The organism is Fictibacillus sp. UD, assembly GCF_043558025.1.
In the GTDB taxonomy this organism is placed as follows: Bacteria; Bacillota; Bacilli; order Bacillales; family Fictibacillaceae; genus Fictibacillus.
Genome location: NZ_JARUHH010000017.1, coordinates 1 through 22880, shown reverse-complemented (window position 1 = coordinate 22880; position 22880 = coordinate 1). Strand labels below are relative to the sequence as shown.

Here is a 22880-nt window from a genome sequence, read left to right as displayed (position 1 = left end):
ATACGCTGCAAAAAATTTACGCTTTACGGTGTACATACACATCACCCTTTTTTATTCGTATAACTTGTTAGTATAGCTCTCAACATATATTTAGTGTAATAAATTTTAAATTAATTCTTTTTAATTAATAAGGCACCACAGATAAGCCACAATTAGTGTTAAATTTATAATCTGACACTAATTTCATACTCATCATGAAGAATATTGTATGCCTTACCTCCACTTAATAGTTCATAAAAGAACTTACTAGGCTCCTTAAATAAAGAAATTTTTATTCTTCTAGCCTTTATAAGGCTTTTGGGACCAATCAATGGTAGTACTTCTCCAAATGCAAACTCCCAGTATTTCTCTTTTTGTATTGCCACCATAAATCGATTAAAAGGACTGTCACTGACTAGTTGATATTGAGCAACCTTTGCAATCCACCTTAATGCCATATTTTCACTTATATCAGATGATAGTTTTATCGCATAAACCCCTAATGAACCTAGAAATTCATCTGGCGAGAAGAATAAGAATTGACGAGTCCAATCACAAACTGAAGGCATTCGGAGATAGGTCTCGTAGAATAAGCAATTGTCAGATGTTTTATCAATTAGCCATTCTCCATTTGCAATTTTCCGATCGGCAATTCTACCTATATGTTCATTATAATAAGGTCTTAGTGATTCTTTTGTAACAAAATAAGAGAGTTGGCACCAACCTTTGTTTGAATAAGGAGAATTTGTTATGTCCATGATTTCATTAAAGGTCAAGGAGCTCTGGAGATTTATGCCCTTTATAAGATGAATCCTGCTAAGATCAGGATGAATGTCTTTTTCGATTGAATTTATGAAGAACATAACTTCACCTTCTTGTATTATTTTTCTTCTTGAAACCTTTAATTAAAAATTCTCAAATGCTTTGGTTATTTGCGAATTTAAATCTAAAGAATCACCATTTGCATTCTTACTAAAATCTCCTCGTAGTAATTGATACAACACTTTTCGTTCATGTGCTACGACACTATCTGTCGATGTTAGTACAAATAATAAATAGGATAAATTATGCTTATTGTATAAATTAGTATGCTTTTCTAAGTTTGCCTTTGTAAGTGTTAGTAAAAATTTTATTTCTTTTTTACACTCTTCTAAATTGGCATGTAGTTTATTTGACAGCGGTAATAAATTCAAAAGACCATCTATTATAAAATCGCTAGGATTCAACTTACCGGTTCCTGCACGAAACTGAATCATTGCTTCATCAACTTTGCCTTCAAGTATCAATTCAATGGTACTTGCTCCAACTTTACCTTCTAACTTTTTTGATAAATAACTCATGGATGCCTCTACACTGTTTTTACTTTTTGCACCTAACTCATCTTTTGTTTTACCGTAGTTACAGCGATTCTTAATGAATAAAATTGCTTTCTTTCTAGACTTTTCTTGGCCTACCCAGGTCTCATCATTCTTTATATAATCAAATATTTCTTTCAAAGCAGATAGTTGCTTCTTTTCCAATGAATCATCTTCACCATAAAACTCTTTACATCGCTGAATTGCCTCTATATGTTCTCTTGCTTCGACAAACTTTCTAAATACCAGTTTATTTGCCATTTAATTATCCTCCCGCCGATGATTATCTGAAATATCCCTTATAAAGAGTACTAATGTGAGTCCAGAACCACTCCTTTAACTCATCGAGTTCCTGTTGCGACTCGCATTTAACAATCCTCTTTACTGTATCTTTTCCGATAAAATTCTCCATTCGAGTGTTAAAGTACAAAATGATTGCTCGTAGACCATCATTAGTTATACCTAATCTTTCTGCTGTTTCCCTTCGGTTCTTACCCCTATTTATCCAAGCTTCATACTTTAAGGATGATTTCTCTGTCGACTTGCCTATATACTCAATTAACAAAACTATTTTTAGTAAAAATAACTTCTTCTCATTTTGGAGGCTTCTAACTTCATTAGGTTTATCAAGCAATTGTAGCTCTTGTTCGACTTCATAAATGCCCACCTGAATTTTCTCCCACAGCAACTGCTTTTTTATAAACTTTCACTCTCCTACTCTTTACTTAGTGATTGAGTAACTCCTAATACAAGTGAGTCACGATCAACAAAGTAAGAAGAATCTTTATGAACAACTACAAGACTTAGTAAAAACCAAGGAAATACAGTAAATACTTAATAAACTTTCTACATTATTTATTTAAAAGATTTATAATTCTTGAATAACCTTTAGGGCTGCAAGACATAAAACTATTAAATTTAAACACCGTTAAAAATAGACAATAACTTTCTTTAAGTAAAATCTTAAGCATTCCTTACTGAGAATAGTTTTGGTTGCTAATTTTCTCATGAAAAATAAAAAAAGTTCATGCTACAACGTAAAATGTTAAGGACGAATTTCTTATCAATGCATGTAGAGCCTTTGAGTGACTAGAATTATTTCTATGAGAATATTGAATATTCATCAGAGGCATTATTTGAGGAAGTATCTATTTTTAAGCATAAAAAAAGTTAGGCATCCTTTGCCTAACTCTGATCGGAATTATATTTAAGGGATTGAGATGGTATTTAAACGAGAATGTATAAACTCTACTATTTATGAAGCAAATCCTATAAAATGAACAATATTTAGAGGTGGAAAGTTAATCTTTGTTGTATAAATAAGAGTCCCTATTATAACCTTTCTTTTCGCTTTTAAATGTCCCTCAAGTTTTATAAGCATTTCCGTACTTTTATAAGATTCCTTTTCGGCTTTAATAAAAGTATCGAGAGATTTATAATTTGGTTTTTTCTTTTATAAAACCATCTTTACCTTTATAAATCTCGTTTTCGGTTTTTATAAAGAATTTATCCTCTCCTCATTAGATACTTAGAGTTCACTCTGACACCACAGCTTAGTCATTCAACTGTGTGAAGAAAATTAATGCAATCAACAATTTATGTTCCAAAACAATAAATTACAAACCACCTTCATTCCTCCTATCGTTATTACCTTTGCAATAGTTTTATGCAAACTCAGAGTTAGATAACAAAATTACCCTTAGCTCTCTTCTTAATACTCACTTGGGATCAAAAATGTGTAGTATTTAATTTCACCTTCTTCACCATACACCGCCCAGACATCTTGACTGAATAATCTATGGGCAAAAGTGGCAAGCGTAATATTATTACCGTCAGTGATGTACGTCTTGCCTTCTAAATATGAAAAAACTAAGAATGATTCCTTTCCAGCAAAATGCTGAATAATTATGGATGCTGCTATATCCAAATGAGCATTTTTTAATGCTTGAATGCCGGGTGTTTGGCAGAACCTAATGGTCTTCAAAGGTATTGGACTACCCCTTTCGAAAATATTTATGCTATGTTAACTCTGTTCTTATTTGTTTACTAGAATTTTTATAGGTAATTTTAAAAAAAATGATAGAATATACAGACACCAAGAGGTAACTCTTATTTTTATGCATTCATGGTAATTGTATACAAAACAAAAAGTAGCGAAGGTGTTAGTTACGATACATCCTCGCTACTTTGTTAAAAGAACAAACTCATACTTGCTCGTCAAACCATCTATAAATATTATCGTCATCATTCCCTGTTAAAATATGAAGGTTACGGATAGAGTTATCTGCAGATTTTTTATAGGCAACCTTATGACGTAGGCGAAAAACAGGTGAATTTCCAACGCATTTATTCATAGTTTCTATGCCATAACGCATTAAAGCTATTATCCAGTGAACTCTTATTGAATACTTATAGCTATTATTAAAACGTACAGCTGGAACTCCTTTAAAATCCCTACCACCTGAAAAATATGTGTAATGCTTAATCCCTAGATACTTGATTTCTCCAAAATCTAATTTACCTTTAACTATCAGGAATTTCTCCTTTTTGGTTGCTTTATCTGTGACAAGAATGTTATCATCAGCAATCTTAACTCTGTAATCCATTTTATTTACCTTATATACTTGTCCTTCGAACATATCAATTACTAAATATTCATCAGCTTTATCACTTTTCTTGCAACTTAGATAAAATGCCCCATTTCGAACTTTTTCTTTATGTGCATTAATTTTTGCCATTTCTACTACTTTTGAATTCTCGTCAAAAAGTAGTCTATAGTTATCCTCTTGGTCAACCCCCTTTCTTTGTAAACGGTTCATATGCTCTAATTTCCTTTGAAATTCTATTGACATCTTATTTCCTCCTTTGCTTAATAGCTGTGACAGAATTATTACCCATCTCTTGAAAAATTAGCTAAATTCACGAACAAGTCGATAAAATTTATGCACATCTATCTTTAGTTTCTTAGCTGCAACCTCTGCCTTTAGAGCATTATTCTTATAATCTATGAACATCTGATAGAAATCTGCTGGGAATACTTCTTGACTTTCTCGATGTTTAATTTGATTCTGAGCCTTAATTTCTATTGCTCCACTATTTTTAGTCAAATCCCTTCGCAGATTAAAAATTGCCTCCAGAGTTTTAAATCCTCCATCGGTTAAAAAGATTTCCTCTCCTCTAGTTGGATTTAAGAGATTTAGCTTTACCCCTTTATTTCGAAAAATGCATAGTAGTTTATAAACCTCATCTAAATCTTCACTCACCATCACAATACTTGGCATAATTACTTTGTCATTTTCTTCTACTTCTTCTATTAAATTATTAAACTCATAATAGCTAGACCATCCTCGATCTGTTGCCAAATCGATGTAAAATTTATCTGCTTTCACTACACCTTTAAACAGTTGAGCCTCGCTATGTTTTTTGGTGCAAAGATACCCAATTGTCTTACCCATCTTGCTCACCTTCTTCATAAAAGTATTCAGCCCAGATACCAATAAAATTATTGCTTAATTTTATGGTTCGGTTAAGCGCCGTTATAGATAATAGAGTTTTTTATGCAAATTCTACTCACCAATTGTAAAAACTATTGATGTATTTTTGTAAATTTCTCTTTGAATCTTCTTAAATTAATAAATAAAATAGAATCGATTTTATTAAAACATAAAAAAATATACATTTAGAATCAGGAAACCCTTGTAAACGATTTTTTACAGCTAAATGGCAAGCTTTCAGGAAAATAAGGGATACATAGCCTACCACCGATTAAAGCCTAATTTGGGCAAAATAAAAAAGCCTGGTATATACCCCTGATTAATTATCTAGGAGATGTACTTGGGCTCTTAAGATAAATTTTCTACTAATAAATTTATATTGGTAGTAATATTACTTTTATATCTTTTATTCTAAAAAAACTTATCCTCTCTAATTAATTACTAAAATTTTTAATCATATTTTATCGCTATTGGTTGATGTAAGGCGGTGTTTAATTATTTCACTTGTCTTGGAAGAAGATATAATGGGATAGCTATGTTTGTCCAAATAAACTCGGCTTGTTTATCACCGGTTTTAGTTGAACTGCTCTTAGGAATGTTACCTACAAAATACTTATTCCAACCCTTATCTTTATCTAGATACTCATATATATCGTTATCAGTTCCACAAAGGATTATTCTCATCTTTACATTCTCAATAAGTCGAACTAACTCTTCATGTTTGCAACGTGGAAATGAATCCTCGTAGATATCTGAGTCTACATAAGGTGGGTCCAAGATCGCTAGAAAATCACTCCTGTGTCCATATTCCTCAATAAAAAACTTATAATCAGCCTGTGTTATTACAACATCCCGCAATAAAGGAACCAGCTCTTTGTATCTTACTAAACTTGCATAGCTAATACCCCGCTCAGCATTTTCTTTACAAAAACTTACTCTGTCTCCTGCTCTACTATATTCAGCGATAATAATTGCAAGTGCTGCTGATTCTAGTTGAGTTGTATCATCCGAATGTTTTCTCTTTATAGCATTCTTGAAATCTTTTTCGGTTTTAATTGTTTTTTGAAGTTGACGCGTCAAATTCACCAATTCCCTTGCATTACCCCAATCCGTTAAACAAGCCATTACATTGGAAATACCTTTATCTAACTCATTATAGAGCCTAAATGGTACTACTCTCCTACTTAATTGAGGTACAAACTTGTTACCTCCCCCAAATAAATCCATAAAACCGTTAATCTCATAGTTCCTGTATACATATCTGATAAGGGGAAGAAATACTTTCAATAGGCGGCTCTTACCGCCTATTGTTTTGAGTACTTTAATATGTTTAACTTCAAACATTTTACATACCCCCTTGAGACAATACAGAATCATCAATTTTAAATATATAACAGTGTGGAGCATAACCAGCTCGCAAAGTTACCTTCTTTCTGTTTTCAAATGAACCTGGAAAGAATAAACTCCTGTTAGCTAAATCTGCTAATATTGCATTAACAATCTTAGTATTTGGCATATCGATTAGTTCACGAAACTTCTTTGCTTCGAATGCAATAGAATATTCACCGTATTTTAGTTTATCTATAGCATCAGTAAATCGAATTCCATCATATTCCTCTCTAAAATTCCCCTTATCTGGAAAGGCAGAGTTATTTTCAATTGCATGTTCAACAATAGCTCGATACACATTATTAGCTTCATCAAAGTTAGTAAGTTCTGTTGTTCCCAAAATATGTTGTTTATATCCCTCATCATTTGAAATAATTAGTCCAGCTACCTTTAGACAGTCAACATACTGAATAAAGGCTTCAAGTTCATCTGGATAAAATCTACCCCTATTTACTAATTCCCTTATCAGTTCTTTTTGTTTTTTCTTGTCATAAAGGTCAGAACAAAGACAATATATTGGATTAGTTCTACCCCGTTTGCTTGTGAATTTTGCAATAAAGACATTACCAGTGAATTCAGGATGTTCCTCAAGTAGAATTTCCACTTTCCAATCAGTCTCTACCGCATCTTTTATTCCTGATGGAAACTGAATGTCCCTTAGCGGTAAAACTTCATTTTTTACTATCACTTGATCGTTTGTAGATGGATTTTTCTTCATAAAAATATTCCTCTCTTTGTAGAATTTTATCGTTTCTACTTAGAGAGAAAATGCCTCTTGAAAATTCACCCCAATTATACTCATCTCATAGTCTTTAAAAAATATGTAGCAAAAAATATTACTTTTTTCATCTACCTGTCATTAAGTTGCTGTTAATAAAATCATTTTCAATACTGTTACCTTTAAATTATACTGAGTGACCGGGTGAGTGGGTGTTGAGTTATTGTCAGGAGATTTTGGAAGGATATAAGCTGATACTCAAGATGACTTAGAAGTTCGAAGATGTTTAAATCAATTAAATTTGTGTGGTATGGATGAAATGTTAATTTGTAATCGTTAATTACTGGTTTAAACAGACTCTCTCTATCTAATATGTTTTACCTGGCGTATCTTCTCTTAAAGGGGGGTTATTCTCCAGAGAACATTTAAAAAATTTTAATGATTTATTGGAATTTTTTTTATGATATCTCTTAATTTAAGAGATAAAACTTCAATTTATTGTGTATGAAATCATTAAATACTCAATAAATATAAATAAGGTGCCAATTCTTATGACACCTCAGAATATAACATCATAATCCCCATCTTCTTCATCCAATAAATCCACCGAAAACCGTTTATACTTGTCTATGATTAATCCAACTTCACGTGTATTACTCGAAAAATCAATTTGTAATCTATCCAATAACTCTCCTATATAATAAATTTTAATGTCAATCTCCCTATTTCGACTAATAAACCATTCCTCTAGCTCTTTAAATAACATTACAACAAGCTGTAGCTGCTTCTCATTTAAAACCCATTTTATTGAGTCATCTAATTCTTGATCAATATCAATTTTATCAAATAATGACTTCTCTTTTGCCCAAGGAAACTTCTCTAATATGCTTCTTCTAGACAGATAGACCATATTATTACTCCTCCCCAAGATATATTATTTGATATTTTCTAAATATGTCCTCAATCTCAGAAAAACCACAAATCTTTTCTACAAATACATGACCCTGGACCTCTTTAAACTCGAATATGGTTACTTCAATTGGTTTATTATATAATGAAAACCAATTTTCTATTTCTTCAAGCATTGTGTGTATCAAATTCAATTGAGCACGATTGTAAGTCCAAGGAATAACGTCACAGAAGAACCCCTCATCAGAATCACTTAACTCTATAATTACAGGTTTTGCCCAAGGAAATCGTTTAAACATACTTTCTTGTGTAATTTGCATAAATTAACTTCATTCTTCTCCAAATCACATTCGAACTTTTACTTTGTAGTAATATAACTTGGAATGAAGAAGAGTCAAAGTGAAAATACACTTTAGAAATCATTGTTATTCAGATTTTTAATGCGTCTTGTTTTTCACCATCCAAATAAAGTAGTATGAGTTGATAGCTATAAAATATTTTAACTGGAGTTTTGCTATGAATATTAAAGTTTACGTAGTAGGTGAAAAAATAGATAAAACTTTTCTAGAAGGAATAAAGGAATATGAAAAGCGACTGAGTAGATACTGCAAAATTAAATTACAGTCCTTTAAAAACGAGGAACAACTTTTAAAAAAACTCGCTGATAAGTCATATAAGATATTAATTTCTGTTAATGGAAAAACGGTAACTTCAGAAGAACTTGCTGATAAAATAAATCATTTAGGGATTACAGGAAAGTCAGATGTTACTTTTGTTATAGGTACCAATAATATTCCCCATGATGAAGTGGTGGCTTTGAGTACTATAGAAATGGATTTAGGAATTAAAACACTCATTATGTTTGAGCAAATTTACCGTTCATATCGTATTCTAGGTAATGAACCCTATCATAAATAAAAGGCGACTCACTGTCGCCTTTTATTTATTGGAATTGAATTATTCATTTTCAATGGGATTATCTCGCCAATCTAGAATAAATAATAAATTATCCTTTGAAAGTTGTATTACCTTGTTCTCTTTTAGGACCTTTTGAGTATCTCCGTTATAAATATCTATTATGTCAATTGCTATGAAAGCTTGTTTATTTAATTCATTATAATAATTGATAAGGTTTTCAACTGTTACTTTCTCAATATTTTTAAACAAGAATGAATCATGAATTACAAATGGTAATTCTGTTAACGTAAATATAGCTAGATCAAAGATAATTAAATTAGTGAACGCTTTACCTGTTCCCGTGTTTTCAAAATATTTATATTCATAATTGTTATAAGTTAAGTTTAATTCGGGTGGAGTCCTTTTGTCATCATGAATTGAATCATTTATTTCAATCAATTTGGAATTAATTTTTAACTTTAAATTCTTTACAATGCTTTCTTTTAGTTGACTTAAAGAAGTTGTCTTTGACGCTATTCCCTCAGTTACAGATTGTAACTTATTGAAGTAATTATTTTCTAATTGAAGACTTTTTAATCTTGATGATGATTCAATTAAGCTATCAATAAATACATTCTGTTCCTCATTAGGGTTTAATACCTGTTCTAACTTTCTATTTATTTCATCAATTTCTTTATTCAATGATTCTATCTTTTGCTTCAATTCTTGTTTAGCTCGATTAAGTTCTTTCTTCAATATTGAGTATATTCCCTCGTGAAAACTTTCGATTGATTCTAGTTTTTCAATATTTACACCTGGGAAGAATTCCAAAAGTTTCTCAAAACCAACATCCGTATATTTGCTTATTTTTTTGCTAGTTCTATTATAACGTGATTTATAATAATCCCTTTCTTCAATCAAGATGTTTTTTCGTTCCCTTAACTCAATTAATTCGTCAGAAATAATTTCGGAAATATTGATAATAGGACTAAACGCACTTTTACTTAACTTTTCAATTTCACCTTTAAGATTTTCAATTTCTTTCAAATTCTTTTCATAAGCTTTTTTAGTTATTTTCGGAATGAATTTAAGTCTTCCTGCCTTGTTTAGTACATTTTTTGATTCGATTAATTGTTTTAATTCTTTGTCCTCTTGAGCTAATTTATTGTATTCATTAAATAGCTTGATAAGTCGAGTTACAGTTTCAATATTTTTCTCTGAATGATGGCTATGCAAGGGTCTCTTAACATCATAATTATTTTTACCCCAAATTCTTGAGAAAAGGCTAACTGCGGACCTAAATTTTAAGCCCTCTGATTGTAATTTATAATACTCTTTTAAAAGATTATTAAAATCGCTTAATTTAATTTCTTCTTCCTTTTCAAATCCACTATTACACCGATAAATAATATTTGGCTCTTCTGTTCCTCTAATGAAATATAAATTAACCTTTGTAAACTCGAATATGTATAAGAATTCATGGTGTCCTAATTTCGACACTACATCCTTATTATGAGTGATATAAGTATTACCACCATAAACAAAATCGAGAATCATTAATAATGTTGATTTCCCAATTGAATTGGAACCAAAGTTATCACCTAAAACTACATTTAGACCGTTGTGAAACTCAATAACCTTTTCCTTAAATATTTCACACCTAATCTCTTTTAACATATTTTACTACCCCTTTATTAAAGTCTACTTGGATTACATCAAGTAGATACAAAACATCTAAAGAATAAATAAATTCATCAACTTCTTCAAAATATTCTTGAGTGCTTGAATACAAATGTTCTATAGAAACTTCATCCTCTGAAATGCGCTCAAGAACATTGAGCATTTTCCCAATTATTGACTCGCTATAACTTATTACCTTATTAGGTACTATCATGAGAATACCTCGCAGTTTTGAATAAAAAATGAGATAATTATTCCACACGCATTTAATGAACTATTTTCTGTCTTTTTTGATAACCATTCAGAAAGCAGCTCATAAATTACTTCTTGTGAAGTTTCTGTTCTACTTAATTTTAAGTAAAAAGTCTTAACTTGAGATGCAATCGTATCAAATGATTTTGGGTATTGTTTATCCAATTGTCTGAACTGCTCCTGTATATATAAATAATAATCCGTAATTTCGTTCCTTATTCTTCTTTTCGTTAATCCTGTTAATGTCTCATTTGCTTTATCATCAAGCTTTAAAGCATCCATGCTTAATAAAATCTCAGAGAACTCATCAGATCCATCAACAAGAGCCATTAATATTTGTTTTATTTCAATTTCTATTTGATAATCATAGTATTTTGCTCTTGTTTTAGTTCTACTTAACAGAAATTTCTTTTTATCAATTAATTTCCTATACTCTTCAACTGTCCTTGGATTGTCAAATTTTTTGTGACAATCTCTGCAAAGAGCAATAAAGTTATCTAAATGATTTACATCCTCATGTAGGCGTTCTTCGTTTTTTAATAATTGCTCTTCTTCAGCAGTAGGATTTAGAGGATAAATATGGGCTCCCTCAAACAATTTTTCTTTTCTACCCTTTTTCTCGTACATGAGAGGCTTGGTGCATAAAGGACAAATACTCTCAACTTCAGAGAGGAGTATAGCATTTTCATTTTGAGAAAGTTTTCTTCTATTTGTCTGCATTCTCACAACACCTCAGAAATGTTACACTTCAATATTTTTATTTACTATTTTAATTACCATTTCATGTATTATTATTCGACAATAAATTTGCAAAACCTCTATTTTCCATTTTTTAGTCATAAAGAAAAGGTGACTAAATAAAGTCACCTTTTTTCCGTTACATCATCTTTTTAACTTGTGTAACAATTCCGTTTTTCATATACAAAGTAAACTCAACTTTTTCAGTAAAATCGAAAAAATCTATTTTAGGATTTGGTGTGGTACGCATCACCCCGATTAATCCGAAAAGTCCTATAAATCTGTTCAACAAGCACGAGTTTCATCAACTGATGCGGATAAGTAATCTTACCAAAAGAAATCTTCTCATTCGCCCGCTTCATAACAGCGTCACTTAAACCTAACGATCCCCCAATGATAAATGCTACTTTGCTCTTCCCATACGTCGCAAGCTGATCCAAATTCTTAGCCAAATCTTCAGAGGAAACGGCCTTACCTTCAATCGCCATCGCGATCACATGCACATCTTGCCCGATCTTTGCTAAAATTCTCTCACCTTCAGCGCTTTTGACCATAATCATCTCTTGATCACTTAGAGTTTCGGGTGCTTTTTCATCAGGAACCTCTATGATTTCAACTTTTGCATAAGGACCTAGTCTTTTTAAGTATTCATCAATACCTAACTTCAAGTATTTTTCTTTTAACTTTCCTACCGATACGATTGAAATATTCACGTGTTGAAAACTTCCTTTCAAATAAGTTATCCCCAGAACTTATCCACATATGCACATTTAAGGCCATATATTGTAGGCGTTCATATGTTCGATACTTTATATACACCGTCGTTGTCGCAGTATTCACAACCTGTTGATAACTCATTGTTTTCTGTTAGTAACTCTACAACAGGAGGTGTTTCAAATTCATCCACAATGATGTCAATCGCAAGCTCAGCATGCTCTTTACAGCAAATAATTATCAAAATCTTCACTCCTTACTTATCCACAATGCTTCTTCTAACACTATCGAATATACATCTGTGTGTAAACAATCTTATTCAAATAAAGTTGTCCACATGTTGAGACCAATATAAACTGTATTCTACAAATTGTAGCTTTCAAGACCTTTAAATACTCTTCGCAAAATGAAAATCGCTTTAAAGTTGATGAACACGCAAAATCAAAAATTCCTGTACATCAATGATTACCTATCTGCATACATAGAAGCAAACACCGTGAACTAAAGTGGTAAAACTGAAAAGCTCTTCTCTAACAGATTGTTCTCAAAGATCTTTCTATTCATCCTCTTCTTCGACAAGTTGATTGCAGTGCAAGGTGCGAGACTCCTGCGGGACAGGCGGGCAGGTGAGACACTTAAAAGTGAAACGTCCGAATGTGGCTCACCGCCTGCCCCGCGGAAAGCGAGCATCTGGAACGGATATCAACACTTTCAAGAGCATCGAAGCTCAACAAAACAAAAACAGGAAGACCATAAGCCCCCCTGTTTTACATCATCTATTGCGTTTGTCTTCCACCGCTTAATTCTACTTTGACAGTCTGTTTCTTACCATCACGATAGAACGTCACATCCACTTCATCACCAATTTTTGCTTTCGTGTATAGGAACTTACGCAGAGCGACCGGATCCTTAATCTTCTCTCCGTCCATCTCCGTAATCACATCCATTTCCTTCATGCCTGCACGAGCAGCTGGAGATGCAGGCGTGATTTCCATAACAACAACGCCATCTTGAACGCTGTTTGGAATCTTAAGTGTTTGTTCACGCTGATACGTGTTTACTTGAGAAAGAGGAATAATGTTAACCCCTAAGAACGGTCTGCGCGTCTCACCATATTTCTCAAGGTCCTCAATAATAGGTTTTGCAACATCTGAAGGAATAGCGAATCCGATTCCTTCTACTTCATTCTGAGCAATCTTAGAAGAGTTGATGCCGATAACCTGACCGGCAATATTGATTAACGCTCCACCGCTGTTACCTGGATTAATGGCTGCATCCGTCTGAATGACTTCAGCTTGCCAATCAGGATTGCCATCTTGATCAAGATCAATTGGAATAGATCGGTCAGCACTTGAAACGATACCTTGTGTGACAGAGCCAGGGAAGTTTCCTAACGGGTTCCCGATCGCAATCGCAGGTTCTCCTCGCTTAAGGTCACCCGATACACCAAATTCAGCGACACTGTCCACCTTACTGCCATCGATTTCAACAACAGCTAAATCCATCAGAGGATCTGAACCGCGAAGCGTTCCCTTTAATTTTGAACCGTTGCTTAAAGTAATCTCGATCTGGTTCGCATCAGCAACGACGTGATCGTTTGTTACAACATACGCTTTGTTTCCTTCTTTTTTATAAATAACCCCTGACCCTGTACCCGCTGGCTGCTGGCTCCAGAAATCAGTCTGTTGAATGTTTACAACCTCGACTACTGCATCAGAAGCTTTGTCTACGGCATCTGTTACATTTGTCGTAAGATCAACATCCACGTTTTTCTCTACTGCCTTTTCGTCAGTGCCTAGCCCGTTTTCCTCTTCATTTGGAGGATACAGATTATCCGGCAAAAGCCCAGCTCCACCTAGTGCAGGCACTGTAAATAAGACAAGCAAACCACCCAGAATCGCTCCTAGCAAAGCTGGTAGAAACTTTCCTCCGCGGTTTCCTTTTTGTCGAGATGAGGATTCATAATCGTCATCATAATATCCCATTTTGCTCATCACCGTTCCTTTCAACAATGAAGTGTACGAATTCATAACCTAGTATAAGCAATTAGTCCTGAAAATATGGACATTTTGGGTTATTTTTCATAATTTCCCACACTTATTGTTATTTCCTGAAACGGTTCACTTTAAACAAGTAAGTATTTAAACCAAGGCCAGCTTTGTAGGCTGACTTGCGTCTGTATCGTGCAGAATAATTTGTTCACCAGCCGTGATATCATATGTTTTTAACGTCTGTTCGACCGCTAAGCGAGCAATATCTTTCATGTTGTTATCTTTACTAAGATGAGCAAGATAAATATGCTTCGTGCCATCTCCAATAACATCTGCCAGAGCATGTCCGCAATCCTCGTTAGAAATATGGCCATGATCACCTAGAATACGTCGTTTAATATTCCAAGGATATCTCCCCATCATGAGCATATTAATATCGTGATTCGATTCAATGACTAAGGAGTGGCTGTCACGGATAATCCCTTTCATCCGGTCACTCACATAGCCTGTATCTGTCATAAGAGCCAGCTTTCTGCCGTTGTGATGAAATACATAGAACATCGGCTCAGCTGCATCATGAGATACACCAAACGACTCTACGTCAAGGTCGTTGAACGTTTTAACGCTTTCCATCTCAAACTCAAATTTTTGCTCTGTTGCCACTTCACCAATTAAGCCGTTCATGGCATTCCACGTATTTTTGTTCGCGTAGATTGGAAGTTTGAATTTACGAGCAAGCACGCCGAGTCCTTTTATATGATCGCTATGTTCATGAGTGACGAGAATGCCATCAATATCGCCCACTTCACCACAAGCCGCTTTTTCAAAAAGAATCTGAATTTGTTTCGCACTTAAGCCTGCATCAACAAGCAGGCGTGTTTGTTCGGTTTCAACGTAAACGGCATTCCCCGAACTCCCGCTAGCGAGAACGCTAAATTTTAAACTCATAACCGCATGTTCCTTTCTACTCTTCTTCTCCCGATAAAACTTGAACGGAACTGTCAGTTGCATTTACGAGATATTGTCCGTCTTCTGTCTTAATAAACCAGGTAGGAGCATACACTTGAAGTTCTCCTACACCAACAAGACTGTAGTACCCAAGGTCAATATCTTGTATCTTATCACCTTTGGTCAGGTGAGCTGTATCTAAGAGTTTTCCTAATGCTTTTTTCGGCGAAATGATCTCCTGAAAAGCTCCTTGCCTCATAATTAGTAAATATGTTTGAGTAAATTCTGTTAAGTTGCCTTTATCATCAAGCTTAAATTTAATCATCCCGTTTGGTGCATCATAATCTTCTGCATCAGCACGATTGTCAAATTTTTTAGGATTGTAAAAGATGGGCTTTTCTAAATAAACTTGATTAAACCAAACGATATTTGTTTCTTTGTCCCAATGATAAAAGGAGTATTCCTTGCCTCGAGTAACGTTTTCTTCTAGAAATTTACTAAGCTCCGCAATAAGATCTTTTGAATCTTTTTTTGGCAGATCCATAGGTTTATCTAATTTATATTGAAGCGTTATTTCTGTGCTTTTATCTTTATTTAGGGAGATATTCTTTGACTGTATTTTCTTTTCTTCATCTGTAAATTTATACCGCTGAGCACTTATTGAAGTTTGATCCTCTTTATACTTTGGCAACTTATCCAGATAATTAATTTTATTAATCGCAAGTCTTTCTTCTAAAGGCTGTTCTGTAAGATTGGAAATATTGTTAATATCGTTTTTTTGATACAGCTGATAGCCCAAAAATAAATTTAAGACAAGAAAGGTAAGGATAAAAATGCTTTTTGTTCTTTGCCAATTCAATTAGAATCCTTCCTCTCTGTCTTCTTTAAATAAAGGCTGCCAACCTTTAGTATCATAATTAATAAACCATTGAGGTTCTAGTTTATAAACATGTGGTTCATTTTGTTTTTTCATCGTGAACCCTATACGAACATCTTGTACGTAATTTAAATTAAACTCTTTTTCTAGTTCTGTTGTAACATCTTTGCCTGACTGAATCGTCACCTTTTCTGTTAATAGATCTGGATAAGAAGCTGCACTTAAATCTAGCTGTATCAGTGACCGCTGATACTCCTGCAGCTCATTTTCATACCAGATCAGACTCATCTGCATTTCTTGGTTCAATACGGGCAGATTCTCAATAAAAAGCCAAAAGTTAGCCGTGTAATTTGTTAGGTTCGATACGATATATGGATTTCCCCATCCAGCGTGAGTGTTAATATAATCAATAGATTGAAGGAGCGGTGAAATACTTGATGGTGTATTTCGATTACCGAACCCCGCAAAGTTTGTATAAGTGAAGCGATTTTGCAATTCATTTATAACCATCGCCGCCGTTCCATCCGCATAGGTGATCTGGTTGGGAGCGGAGGCACTCTTTACAGCCAATGGATCTTTAAAAAGAGCCTTCTTATACATCTCATACGTATCTTCACTTGTTGCTCTTGATATATAAGTATAGCGAGTCAGATCAAGAGGGACTTCAGGAAAATAAAATCTTCTTTTCACATCAACCTGTCCTTCGTTTCCTCTTTCTTCAATATCGAAGTTCATATATGGAACGAAGCTGCCATTATCAATCCACTTATCCATTTCTTTCATGATCGGATTAAGCTGGTTGTTAGAGGCTCTAATTCTTTGCATCTTTTTTTCCTGATAAGAAACTAAATAACCTTCTACACTATCTGTTGACTTGTTTTGATACAAAAATATCCGATCTACATATTTGGGTTTACTGCCTGTTATTTCAGACTCAAATGAAAAAATTTCTTTGTAAATATCTTGAGTCATGCCTACTGGGAAGACCACTTCAATGTATTTATTGTCTTTTATAAAGGTTTCATCAGGATCGAATGATCTATTGTTCTTAGTGCCTGTATCAAACGTGAACTTTGTTTCGTTTAACCGCATATTAAATTCATTGATTAAATCGTTTGCCTCTACACCGTACAAGCTGTCACCTTTGTGGTAAATGAGCTGTGTTGGATAAACGATTTCTTTTAATTCTGCCTCAACATCAACTTCTTGTTTTTTTACAATACGTGCTCCTTCTAATGAAGGATAGCTTGGCTTAAATGTCCATAAGCTCCACGTCAGGACAAGGCTGAGTACGATCAAGAGCGTTAGTGCAATCGATTTAATATGTTCATAGTTCTTACGGAAAAATGTAATCAGTTTCCGTGCATGAGTAATCCATTTTAACCAGTTCATTTAAGCCCCTCCCTAACTTTTCTTAAAGGAAGAGTAAAGTGGATCGTCGTTCCTTGTCCCCATTCACTTTCTGCCCAAATATCTCCGCCATGAGCAAGCACGATCTCTTTAGCGATCGCAAGGCCAAGACCTGTGCCTCCAAGATCTCTCGAACGAGCACGGTCCACCCTAAAGAATCGATCAAAGATCTTAGAGACGTTGTTCTTCGGAATCCCAACACCCTGATCCGCTATGCTTACTTTCACTTTACGCCCGATAACGGCAGCGGTAAATGTGATCGTGCCTCCCTCAGGAGAGTATTTCATCGCATTAGAGATAATGTTATCCAGCACTTGTGTCATCTTGTCTGTATCCATTTGAACAGGAATCTTATCACTTGGCAATGAGCGGGATAGCTCGATGTTTTCCTTCTCCAGCATCTCAAAACGATCAATGATGCCGTTTAAGAAGTGCACCAAGTCGATTTCATGGAAATTAAATCTGTAGTCTTTGCTGTCCATTTTTGAAAGCTGAAGCAAGTCTGTAACAAGCCTGATCATACGCTCTGTTTCGTTTTGCGTAACTTCTAAGAAACGAGGCGCAATGTTATCGTCCTGCCATGCTCCATCTGCAAGTGCCTCAAGGTAGCTTCTCATCGTTGTCAGCGGTGTTCTTAGCTCATGTGACACATTAAATACAAACTCTCTGCGTTCGTTATCGATCTGTTCTTGTTCTGTTACGTCATGAAGAACACAAATAAGACCATTAATTGGCCCATCATCTTTTTGAATCGTAGAGAAGTTAGCACGTACGACATAATGAATGTCATCTGTACTAAAATCCAGCAGCATGGATTCATACTCGTTATAAAGTTCTTCCCACGTATATTCTGTATTTAATCGGAGTAATTCCATGAGAGAAGTACCGAGCGCGTTTTGTCTCGAGATGTTCAGCATCTCTTCCGCACGGTCGTTCATCAGAATGATCGCCCCGTCCCGGTCAGTCGCAATCACACCATCTGTCATATACGTTAGGACAGAACGCAGTTTTCTTCGTTCACTTTCCGTAATAGCTGTAGCTTCTTGCAGTTTGGTTGTAAGGTTGTTAAAGGTCATAGCGAGCTGCCCGATCTCATCATCACCATACAGCTGTACTTTACGCGAGAAATCTCCTCGTGCCATAACAAGAGCCTGTTTTCTCATATCTGCCATCGGCCTTGTAATCGTACGCGCCAAAAAGATACCGAGAAGTCCAGTAATAATTAGTGCGATTACCGTCCCCGTTACTAAAATATTGTTAATACGCTGTATTTGTTTGAAGATGCCTTCAATGGAAGCTACTAGATAGATGGCTCCCATCGTTTCGCTCGTGCTGTCATTCTTAATAGGCTTAGCGAGCACCATCACCCGCTCACCTTCATGAAGCATAACCTCATCATCAACCGTACCTTCTAAGGCCAGTTTGATTTTAGGATTAAAACTGATCTGGCCAACTAGTTTTTGCTTATTGCTCGCAAGAACCATACCTTCTTTATTTAAAACTTGGACTTCTTTCTCTTCAAACTCCTCGTCAATTAACGCTTGAATATCATCTTCAAGCGTTACAGCTTCTTCACCATCTTCAGCTTTCTTAACCTTATACCGATCTTTATCCTTCATCTTCTGCTCAATATTAAACTCTAGCAAATTTACCCGATCATAGAGTGATTTTGAGAAGTTCTGCCGCAGGTCCGTCTCTAAATTATTAATAAAATAGACACTGATCACTTGCATGGCTATTAAGATGAGCAAAACATAAATCAATACAAACTTAACGTGTATTGATTTAAAAAAATTGACTTTATCCATGATGATTACTCCTGATCAGGATTTCTTAGGTAATACCCCACTCCGCGTCTAGTAATGATCCATAATGGGTGACTCGGATTATCTTCTACTTTCTCACGCAGACGACGAACCGTAACATCAACTGTTCTTACGTCACCAAAGTAGTCATATCCCCACACGGTTTGAAGCAAGTGCTCACGCGTCATCACCTGCCCGATATGTTTAGCTAAATAATGCAGCAGTTCAAATTCTCGATGTGTTAACTCTATCGTTTCACCGCGCTTTGTAACAATATAAGCATCAGGGTGAATCGTTAGAGAACCGATTGTAATCTCATTGTTCTCATCTACTTCACGCTCTGACTCCTGCTGGTGACGGCGAAGGTTGGCTTTTACTCGAGCAATCAGTTCGCGCGTGCTGAAAGGCTTTGTTACGTAGTCATCAGCACCTAACTCTAACCCTAGCACCTTATCGATTTCCGAATCTTTTGCAGTAAGCATAATAATAGGCATATCATACTTTTTGCGGATCTCACGGCATACTTCCATGCCATCTTTTAAAGGAAGCATGATATCAAGCAGGATCATATCTGGCTTCTCTTTTTCTACTTTTTCAAGGGCATTAATACCGTCATAAGCGCAGCTTACCGTAAATCCCTCTTTTTCGAGATTAAATTGCAGAATATCTGCAATTGGTTTTTCATCATCCACAACGAGAATTTTCTTATCCATGGGAACGCTCCTTCTTCGGAAACTCTATTTAATATATAGCAGATTGTTTGTAGTATCATTTTAAGGTATCTCTACTATTTTATCACAGTTGAAACTTTCTCCATACTACTAGTAAAACCTTCTAATTTCAGATAAGAAAAACCTCCCAGGAAGAAATATTCCTGAGAGGTCTTAGAAGTTATTTTTTTATATAATCTGCAGGGTTTTTTAATACGCCATTCTCGTATACTTCAAAATGCAAATGAACGCCTGTCGATTGGCCTGTAGATCCCATAACTCCAATCTTTGATCCCTTTTGCACCACATCTCCTGTTGATACAGAAATGGAATTCAAATGAGCATAGATAGTTTTCATGCCATTGTTATGATTGATGATGATCTTGTTGCCGTAATCCCCATCCCAACCAGCAGAAGCAACCGTACCGTTGTCCGCTGCCAAAATCGATCGTTCAGAAGGCCGTGCAATGTCCATTCCTTTATGCTGTCTTCCCCATCTGGATCCTTTATGGCTCGAGATGTATCCGCCAACTGCTGGCCATGAAAGAGTGCCTGTCCCTTTAGATGGAATCACTTTCGTACCGATCTTCTGAATCTCAGTAACAGGTGCTTTCACTTGCTCTTGGTTTACGATGTCTTTCTTAAGAACTTTATCGTCTGCTTTTCTAACGGTATAGGTCACGTCTTCTAACCCTTTTTGACCTTTTTGAACCGTTTTCACCTGTCCCTTTTCTAGCGTGCTGTCTTCTTGTTTTTCAACTTGAAAAGGAATCTCGTTTTGTACACGAGTTGCTTCATATACCATTACTTCGGTATAAGGCTTCTTTTCTGTAACAGTAACCGCTTGTCCAGGACGAATAACAGGAACGAGCAGCAATTCTTTATTTAATGTGTAAAATTGCTCCATCGTTAAGTGATACTTTTCGGTAATCGACTTAACCGTTTCACCTTTTTGAACAACATGCTCTTTTTCCTGGATTGTCCCCTCTTTTAAAAGGGAGATCGCACCGTCAACAGATACGAGATCCTTGATTGACGTCTGAGCTTTTTGAATAAAAACGGGTGTCGAGAAATCAATATCAACAACCTTACTTTCTCCAGGACTCAATTTTGGAACTTCAAGCTCCTTATTTTCGGCTTTCTTTTTTTGTATCTCATCAAGCTCTGCTTTTGAAACATGTTCAAGCTGCAGCTTTAACAGCGCATCTTCTGCTTCTTTTTCACTTGAAACGTAAGCTACTGTTTGCCCGCCAACTACCAATCGATAAGCTTCAACGGAAACCGATAAGCGGTCTCTTAACGCTTCTCTCGCCGCTTCATTATCAAACTGGGGTCTGAACATTTTTTCCGGCTTTAACTCAATGGATTCATTTATGGTAAAAGCAAAATTACTCTTTCTGCCTTTAGCTTGCTGCAATATCTCTTCTACCGTGTTTTCAACAACACTTTCTTCTCGAACGGTACCGATCTTCTTTCCATCCACATAAACGTTAAAAACGGTTTTGATCAAGTGGTTATCATCATGATGTGCATCTGCAATGGATGGATTCAACGTAAATGTCGAGAGTATCATTAAAACCGCAATAAATAGCGGAATGATTTTATTTTTAAATACTTCAGTGGTTTTTCGATTTTGCACCTTCTATTTCCCCCTAAAGATCCTCTTCTATATCTCATCTAAGTCTAATGTCCTATGACAAAATTCTCCTAAAGCACCTCTAGTATCCTATCATAAGGAATTTCTATTTGTCAGAATTTCACGTATTTTGTAATGCAAATGTAAAAAAACGACATGGAAAAAGGCTGTTTGGTGGCTGCTCTAGTAATTTTTTGATTTTCCACTCCAGATTTTCCGCTTTGCAATCTTTTAGGAAAAAACGCAAAAAAAAAAAGAGTATAGGATGATTCATCTATACTCTTCTTAACACCTATTCTGTTAGTTTAATTCGTTCGATAATATCCTCTTTTTGAACATATACCACGAGCAAGCTGATCGGCAGAAGGATTAACGTTTCTTGCCATTGTCTTTCAATGAGCCAGTAGAAGAAAGGTGCGAGGGAGAAGGCAAAAAGACCCGCTACCGTTAAACTTCTTTTTATTGCATAAAACAATAAAAATGCTGCTCCAACAAGTATGGCTGATGGCAGATGAAAAACAATCAGTCCTCCGATAAAAGAAGCGACTCCTTTTCCACCATGAAACTTCAGGAATATCGGATAAAGGTGACCAAGAATCACCGCAAGAAATCCAAGCAGCTGAATATGAGGAGGATATTCGAATTGAATGGCTGCCCAAACGACTGCTGCCGCTTTTAAAATGTCCCCTGCTAAAGTCAGAACGAAGCCCGATGATCCTAAAACCCTGCCTGCATTTCGAGCCCCTATATTACCGCTGCCTAATAATCGTAAGTCAACACCCTTTAAAAGCTTAGCTACAAGAAACCCTGTCATGATTCCGCCTACAAGGTAACTCGCGATCAAATACAGCCCCCATTCAAATTCCATCTGTATGATCACAACCTTCCTCATCCCAATTGATACAATATATTCTAAATAGCGAGGACTTATCCCTCTTAATCAGCATTAAAAGTGACAAAAGTGTGTATAGTGATGCAGCAATTTTTACTTTTCAAGTCTTTTTATTGTCAGAAAGGGGCATTTTCAGTGTCGTATAAGTGTCCGCTCGTATACCTAGCGGGGTACTTGTGATGATAATTAAGTCTAAACACCCTGTAATTAAGTCTTAATGGGAAAAATTAAGTCTTATTCAAGAACAATTAAGTCGTTAGTGACAAAATAAAGGCGATTCGATAATTTTCGACATAGTCGACCTCTAGTTATACCCCTACACCAAGTCTTATTTCTAGTACCGAATATAAAAAAAGCATGCCCCTTTTTCAAGGAACATGCAGCATGATTTAGGATTAAGATTAAAAGTAAAATGGTGGCTCGAGACGGAATCGAACCGCCGACACGAGGATTTTCAGTCCTCTGCTCTACCGACTGAGCTATCGA

25 protein-coding genes are annotated in these 22880 nt (G+C 35.2%); 2 read left to right on the top strand and 23 right to left on the bottom strand.

Features of this window, described 5'->3' with window-relative positions; all coding sequences use genetic code 11:
• Nucleotides 1-164 precede the first annotated feature (164 nt).
• The 10 genes from P8610_RS17780 to P8610_RS17735 form a co-directional block, all read right to left on the bottom strand.
• Nucleotides 165-842, bottom strand: coding sequence for a hypothetical protein (locus P8610_RS17780; protein ID WP_394605646.1), 678 nt, complete (start codon nucleotides 840-842; stop codon nucleotides 165-167).
• Between the two features lie 42 nt (nucleotides 843-884).
• Nucleotides 885-1595 carry a hypothetical protein gene (locus P8610_RS17775; RefSeq protein WP_394605645.1) on the bottom strand — a complete coding sequence of 237 codons (711 nt, stop codon included), beginning with the start codon at nucleotides 1593-1595 and terminating at the stop codon, nucleotides 885-887.
• Between the two features lie 22 nt (nucleotides 1596-1617).
• Nucleotides 1618-2001: a hypothetical protein gene (locus tag P8610_RS17770; RefSeq protein WP_394605644.1), complete on the bottom strand. Its 384-nt coding sequence runs from the start codon at nucleotides 1999-2001 to the stop codon at nucleotides 1618-1620.
• 1044 nt (nucleotides 2002-3045) lie between these two features.
• Entirely contained in the window at nucleotides 3046-3318 is a 273-nt protein-coding gene (locus tag P8610_RS17765) for a hypothetical protein (protein WP_394605643.1), read from the bottom strand.
• 220 nt (nucleotides 3319-3538) lie between these two features.
• Entirely contained in the window at nucleotides 3539-4186 is a 648-nt protein-coding gene (locus P8610_RS17760; RefSeq protein WP_394605642.1) for a hypothetical protein, read from the bottom strand.
• Between the two features lie 57 nt (nucleotides 4187-4243).
• The gene (locus P8610_RS17755) at nucleotides 4244-4789 is read right to left on the bottom strand and encodes a hypothetical protein (protein WP_394605641.1); all 546 of its coding nucleotides are present in this window, start codon (nucleotides 4787-4789) and stop codon (nucleotides 4244-4246) included.
• A gap of 534 nt (nucleotides 4790-5323) precedes the next feature.
• Nucleotides 5324-6172 carry a hypothetical protein gene (locus tag P8610_RS17750; protein WP_394605640.1) on the bottom strand — a complete coding sequence of 283 codons (849 nt, stop codon included), beginning with the start codon at nucleotides 6170-6172 and terminating at the stop codon, nucleotides 5324-5326.
• 1 nt (nucleotide 6173) lies between these two features.
• Nucleotides 6174-6935, bottom strand: a complete 762-nt coding sequence (locus P8610_RS17745) for a hypothetical protein (RefSeq protein WP_394605639.1) — start codon at nucleotides 6933-6935, stop codon at nucleotides 6174-6176.
• Nucleotides 6936-7494: 559 nt separating this feature from the next.
• A complete protein-coding gene (locus P8610_RS17740) occupies nucleotides 7495-7845 on the bottom strand; it encodes a hypothetical protein (RefSeq protein WP_394605638.1) in 351 nt (116 codons plus the stop codon).
• 4 nt (nucleotides 7846-7849) lie between these two features.
• Nucleotides 7850-8164, bottom strand: coding sequence for a hypothetical protein (locus tag P8610_RS17735; RefSeq protein WP_394605637.1), 315 nt, complete (start codon nucleotides 8162-8164; stop codon nucleotides 7850-7852).
• A gap of 196 nt (nucleotides 8165-8360) precedes the next feature.
• Between P8610_RS17735 and P8610_RS17730 the strand changes: the two genes are divergently transcribed.
• Nucleotides 8361-8762 carry a 23S rRNA (pseudouridine(1915)-N(3))-methyltransferase RlmH gene (locus tag P8610_RS17730; RefSeq protein WP_394605636.1) on the top strand — a complete coding sequence of 134 codons (402 nt, stop codon included), beginning with the start codon at nucleotides 8361-8363 and terminating at the stop codon, nucleotides 8760-8762.
• Nucleotides 8763-8801: 39 nt separating this feature from the next.
• Here the strand turns inward: P8610_RS17730 and P8610_RS17725 are convergent, their stop codons facing one another.
• The 5 genes from P8610_RS17725 to P8610_RS17705 form a co-directional block, all read right to left on the bottom strand.
• Nucleotides 8802-10418 carry a DUF2326 domain-containing protein gene (locus P8610_RS17725; RefSeq protein ID WP_394605635.1) on the bottom strand — a complete coding sequence of 539 codons (1617 nt, stop codon included), beginning with the start codon at nucleotides 10416-10418 and terminating at the stop codon, nucleotides 8802-8804.
• Nucleotides 10402-10635, bottom strand: a complete 234-nt coding sequence (locus tag P8610_RS17720) for an ABC-three component system middle component 7 (RefSeq protein ID WP_394605634.1) — start codon at nucleotides 10633-10635, stop codon at nucleotides 10402-10404. The genes P8610_RS17725 and P8610_RS17720 overlap by 17 nt, the downstream gene beginning before the upstream one ends.
• Nucleotides 10632-11393: an ABC-three component system protein gene (locus P8610_RS17715; protein ID WP_394605633.1), complete on the bottom strand. Its 762-nt coding sequence runs from the start codon at nucleotides 11391-11393 to the stop codon at nucleotides 10632-10634. Before P8610_RS17715 ends, P8610_RS17720 begins: the two co-directional genes overlap by 4 nt.
• A gap of 245 nt (nucleotides 11394-11638) precedes the next feature.
• Entirely contained in the window at nucleotides 11639-12124 is a 486-nt protein-coding gene (rlmH, locus tag P8610_RS17710) for a 23S rRNA (pseudouridine(1915)-N(3))-methyltransferase RlmH (protein ID WP_394605685.1), read from the bottom strand.
• A gap of 80 nt (nucleotides 12125-12204) precedes the next feature.
• Nucleotides 12205-12369, bottom strand: a complete 165-nt coding sequence (locus P8610_RS17705) for a CxxH/CxxC protein (RefSeq protein WP_394605632.1) — start codon at nucleotides 12367-12369, stop codon at nucleotides 12205-12207.
• 352 nt (nucleotides 12370-12721) lie between these two features.
• On the opposite strand from P8610_RS17705, the gene P8610_RS17700 reads away from it, so the two are divergent.
• Entirely contained in the window at nucleotides 12722-12928 is a 207-nt protein-coding gene (locus tag P8610_RS17700) for a hypothetical protein (RefSeq protein WP_394605631.1), read from the top strand.
• Here P8610_RS17700 and P8610_RS17695 read toward each other — a convergent pair.
• From P8610_RS17695 to P8610_RS17660, 8 genes are all read right to left on the bottom strand, one after another.
• The gene (locus P8610_RS17695) at nucleotides 12902-14110 is read right to left on the bottom strand and encodes a S1C family serine protease (protein ID WP_394605630.1); all 1209 of its coding nucleotides are present in this window, start codon (nucleotides 14108-14110) and stop codon (nucleotides 12902-12904) included. The two genes, P8610_RS17700 and P8610_RS17695, sit on opposite strands and share 27 nt — an antisense overlap.
• Nucleotides 14111-14266: 156 nt before the next feature.
• Entirely contained in the window at nucleotides 14267-15064 is a 798-nt protein-coding gene (locus P8610_RS17690; RefSeq protein WP_289493858.1) for an MBL fold metallo-hydrolase, read from the bottom strand.
• 16 nt (nucleotides 15065-15080) lie between these two features.
• The gene (locus tag P8610_RS17685) at nucleotides 15081-15923 is read right to left on the bottom strand and encodes a two-component system regulatory protein YycI (RefSeq protein WP_394605629.1); all 843 of its coding nucleotides are present in this window, start codon (nucleotides 15921-15923) and stop codon (nucleotides 15081-15083) included.
• On the bottom strand, nucleotides 15924-17333 hold the full coding sequence (locus P8610_RS17680) for a YycH family regulatory protein (RefSeq protein ID WP_394605628.1): 1410 nt from the start codon (nucleotides 17331-17333) through the stop codon (nucleotides 15924-15926).
• Nucleotides 17330-19159: a cell wall metabolism sensor histidine kinase WalK gene (gene walK / locus P8610_RS17675; protein WP_394605627.1), complete on the bottom strand. Its 1830-nt coding sequence runs from the start codon at nucleotides 19157-19159 to the stop codon at nucleotides 17330-17332. Before walK ends, P8610_RS17680 begins: the two co-directional genes overlap by 4 nt.
• A gap of 5 nt (nucleotides 19160-19164) precedes the next feature.
• A complete protein-coding gene (gene yycF, locus P8610_RS17670) occupies nucleotides 19165-19869 on the bottom strand; it encodes a response regulator YycF (protein WP_066244253.1) in 705 nt (234 codons plus the stop codon).
• Nucleotides 19870-20047: 178 nt separating this feature from the next.
• Nucleotides 20048-21505: a peptidoglycan DD-metalloendopeptidase family protein gene (locus tag P8610_RS17665; RefSeq protein WP_394605626.1), complete on the bottom strand. Its 1458-nt coding sequence runs from the start codon at nucleotides 21503-21505 to the stop codon at nucleotides 20048-20050.
• Nucleotides 21506-21794: 289 nt separating this feature from the next.
• Complete coding sequence (locus P8610_RS17660; protein ID WP_394605625.1) at nucleotides 21795-22382, bottom strand: glycerol-3-phosphate acyltransferase; 588 nt, start codon at nucleotides 22380-22382, stop codon at nucleotides 21795-21797.
• Between the last annotated feature and the right edge of the window lie 498 nt (nucleotides 22383-22880).